Origin of the sequence: Mesorhizobium sp. M7A.F.Ca.CA.002.15.2.1 (genome assembly GCF_003998715.1) — a bacterium.
GTDB classification, from domain to species: Bacteria; Pseudomonadota; Alphaproteobacteria; order Rhizobiales; family Rhizobiaceae; genus Mesorhizobium; species Mesorhizobium ciceri.
In genome coordinates this window covers 1-3,177 of record NZ_RZPI01000638.1, presented here as the reverse complement: position 1 = coordinate 3,177, position 3,177 = coordinate 1, and the positions used below count along the sequence as shown (strand labels likewise).

4 protein-coding genes are annotated in these 3,177 nt (G+C 64.3%); 2 read left to right on the top strand and 2 right to left on the bottom strand.

Features of this window, described 5'->3' with window-relative positions; translation table 11 throughout:
* Nucleotides 1–337 (top strand): ATP-binding cassette domain-containing protein (locus ENZ74_RS26645; protein WP_127313099.1); only part of this gene is annotated, 337 nt, incomplete at its 5' end.
* Nucleotides 338–364: 27 nt separating this feature from the next.
* On the opposite strand, the gene ENZ74_RS26640 is transcribed toward ENZ74_RS26645, so the two are convergent.
* Nucleotides 365–1,852, bottom strand: coding sequence for a carboxypeptidase M32 (locus ENZ74_RS26640; protein WP_013529120.1), 1,488 nt, complete (start codon nucleotides 1,850–1,852; stop codon nucleotides 365–367).
* A 140-nt stretch (nucleotides 1,853–1,992) separates the two neighbouring features.
* On the opposite strand from ENZ74_RS26640, the gene ENZ74_RS26635 reads away from it, so the two are divergent.
* The gene (locus ENZ74_RS26635) at nucleotides 1,993–2,346 is read left to right on the top strand and encodes a DUF1304 domain-containing protein (protein ID WP_063169204.1); all 354 of its coding nucleotides are present in this window, start codon (nucleotides 1,993–1,995) and stop codon (nucleotides 2,344–2,346) included.
* Between the two features lie 75 nt (nucleotides 2,347–2,421).
* Here the strand turns inward: ENZ74_RS26635 and ENZ74_RS26630 are convergent, their stop codons facing one another.
* On the bottom strand, nucleotides 2,422–2,856 hold the full coding sequence (locus ENZ74_RS26630) for a hypothetical protein (protein ID WP_027162534.1): 435 nt from the start codon (nucleotides 2,854–2,856) through the stop codon (nucleotides 2,422–2,424).
* Nucleotides 2,857–3,177: the final 321 nt, after the last annotated feature.

The window sequence follows — 3,177 nt, the reverse complement described above, 5'->3', positions numbered from 1 at the left end:
GTCAGGCGGTCAGCGCCAGCGGGTTGCGATCGCCCGTGCCATCTTGCGCGACGCGCCGATCCTGTTGCTCGACGAGGCCACCTCGGCACTCGACGCCGAAAGCGAAACGCTGGTGCAGACGGCATTGGAACGGCTGATGCAGGGCCGCACCACGATCGTCATCGCCCACCGCCTGGCAACGGTGCTGAAGGCCGACAGGATCCTGGTCATGGATGGGGGCTCGATCGTCGAGGAAGGCACGCATCAAAGCCTTGTCGCCAAGGGCGGCATCTATGCACGGCTGGCCAAGCTGCAGTTCGAAACCGGCGCCAGTGCTTTCAGGGGCGCGGCGGAATAGGCAGATCTGGCGCTGTGGCGACAGCCGCTATGCGGCTCCATAGCGCTGTTTCAGATGGTTCACGAAATAGGTGGCGTTGAGCTTTTCGCCTGTGGCGCGTTCGAGCAGGTCCGGCGTCGACCAGCGTGACCCCTGTGACCAGATTTTTTGGCGGCGCCAGTCGTTGATCGCCTCGAAATTGCCTTTGGCGAGATCCTCGTCGGCGGCAGGATGCTCCCGCGTCAGCGCCGCCCATTGCTGTGCTGCCATCATCGCGCCCAGCGTGTAGGAGGGGAAGTAGCCGAAAGCTGCCCCGGGCCAATGCACGTCCTGCATTGGCCCGTCGGCTGGGTTGTCGATGGTGGAAAGGCCGAGGTAGTCGCGCATCTTGGCGTCCCAGGCTTCGGGCAGATCGGCCACCTCCAGCCGGCCCGAGACGAGTTCCTGTTCCAGTTCGTAGCGCAGGATGACATGCAGGGGATAGGTCACCTCGTCGGCATCGACCCGGATCAGGCCGCGTCCGACGCGATGCACGTGCGGCAGGATGTCGTCGAGCGACCAGGCTTCGCCGAGATGCTTTTCAACCACTGGCAGCGCCCAGCGCCAGAAGGCCGGGTTGCGGCCTAGCTGCTTCTCGACGAACAGGCTCTGGCTTTCATGCACGGCCATGCCGCGCGCTTTGCCGAGCGGCCAGTGCGACCATGCCTTGGGCAGGTTCTGTTCGTAGAGCGCATGGCCGGTCTCGTGCAGCACGCCCATCAGCGCCGACAGGAAGTCGGACGTCTTGTAGCGGGTGGTGATACGCACGTCGCTCGGCACGCCGCCGCAGAAAGGGTGGTGCGACACCGACAGCGACCCATGCGTCAGGTCGAAGCCGACTGCCGTCATCATGGCAAGGCCGAGCTCGCGCTGCCGATCGATCGCATAGGTGCCCGAAAGCGGCTTCAGCGGGCGCTTGCGCTGCCGTGCGTCCTGGATCGCCAGCGCCTCCGGCACGAAACTTTTCAGAAAAGCCTTCAGGTCGCTGAACACAGGCGTGATGTCGGCGGTGCGGTTGCCGGGGTCGTACTGCTCCATCAGCGCGTCATAGGGGGCCAGGCCGAGCACATCGGCACGCAGCGCCGCCTCCTCGCGCACCAGCGCCACGACGCCTTCCAGCGCCGGCTGGAAGCCTGCCCAGTCGTTCTTGGCGCGCAGGCCGCGCCACAGCTGCTCGCAACGCATGCGCGCGGTCGTCTGGCGTTCGACGAATTCGACCGGCAGGCAGGTCAGGTTGGTGTATTGCCGCCGCAGTTCCGAGACGGCGGCGCGCTGCTCCTCCCCCAGCGCTTCCTGTTCGGCCGCGGCGATCCAGTCTGCTATCTCGGGCGCCGTTGCCCTGGTGTGATACATGCCGGCCAGTGCCGACATCGCCTCGGCACGCTTCTCGCCGCCGCCGACGGCCATGTGCGTGGCCTCATCGGCACCGAGGATGGCCAGCGCATGCTCGAGCGCTTCGAGCTTGTGACCGAGGTCGTCGAGTTTCTGAAAGGACATGGCGACTTCCGTGATTGGGACGGCGCGAAAAGACACCAACGCAAAAGCGTTGGCAACCCTCGGATGCCGTCCGGCAAATGCACCTTGCGCAGGCGAGGCCGCGCATGAAATGCTGCCGGCAACACATCAAGGGGGAAAAAATGATCGGCAACATCCTGGTCGGGCTGGTGGCCTTGATCCATGCCTACATCGTCTATCTGGAGATGGTGCTGTGGGACACGCCGCGCGGGCACAAGGCTTTCAACCTGACCCCGGAATTCGCCAGTGCCTCGAAAGTGCTCGCGGCCAATCAGGGACTTTATAACGGGTTCCTCGCCGCCGGGTTGATCTGGGGGCTATACCTTGGTGCGGCCGGGTTCCAGGTCAAGGTCTTCTTTCTGGCTTGCGTGGCCATTGCCGGCCTCTATGGCGCGGCAACGGTCGGGCGCAAGATCCTGTTCATCCAGACCGTGCCGGCGGTGATCGCCCTGATCGCGGTATTGCTCGGCTGGTAAAAAGGACGCCCGCGGGATCGCTCTCGAAGGCGCCAGGCGGTTCCTTCCTCTTGGACCGTTTCGGGCGCTATGGCCTCAGCCGTTCGGGTAATTGCCGCCGTCGGCGCCGTCGCCGATCATGAAGCCGCTGCCGGTGTCGATCATCAGCCGCTGGTCGACATTGTCGAGACGGCGCAGCAGATCATGGTATTGCGCGGCCGGTATCCTGCCGTGATCGGAGGCGGCGACTTTCTCTGCCGCCTGACTGATGTGGGCCGTGCGCATTTCCAGGCGTTCCGCCACAGCCGGGGTGATGTTGTTGGCCTGTCTTGCGTCCACGATGCCCTGCCGGACGCCCTGCACCTGTTGGATAAGCGCCTCGACACGCGGGCCAGTCATATCGGTTGGATCGGTCGCGTCGAGAGCGCCCTTGTGATGGCCCGCGGCATAGGCGCCGGCAAGCGGAACGGCGATGAGGAGCGCCGTGAGTGTTGCAGTTCTAAGCGAGGTCTTGGGAGTGAAAGAGCGCATCACGCGTCTCCTCTTGTAGAGGGAGGCGGCGGTTGTCCGCCTGCCTTCCAGCCTTGGGCCGTCCGGTTCCGTCGCGTCGCGATGAGGGGGGATTCATCGCCGGCGGTTCTCGGCCCGGGCGGCAGGCTAGGACCGCCCTGCGACAATGTGTAATTAAAAAAAGATAATCTTTTCAGGCCTTGCCCGCCTCCATCTGCGCCCTAGGGTTGAACCGGCGAACAAGTTCGCGTGATTTTCGATCAACGTTCGGTGAGCTTCAGTTCAATACGGCGGTTCTTGTTGCGCGCCTCTTCGGTGTCGGCGGGATCGAGCGGCTGGAAC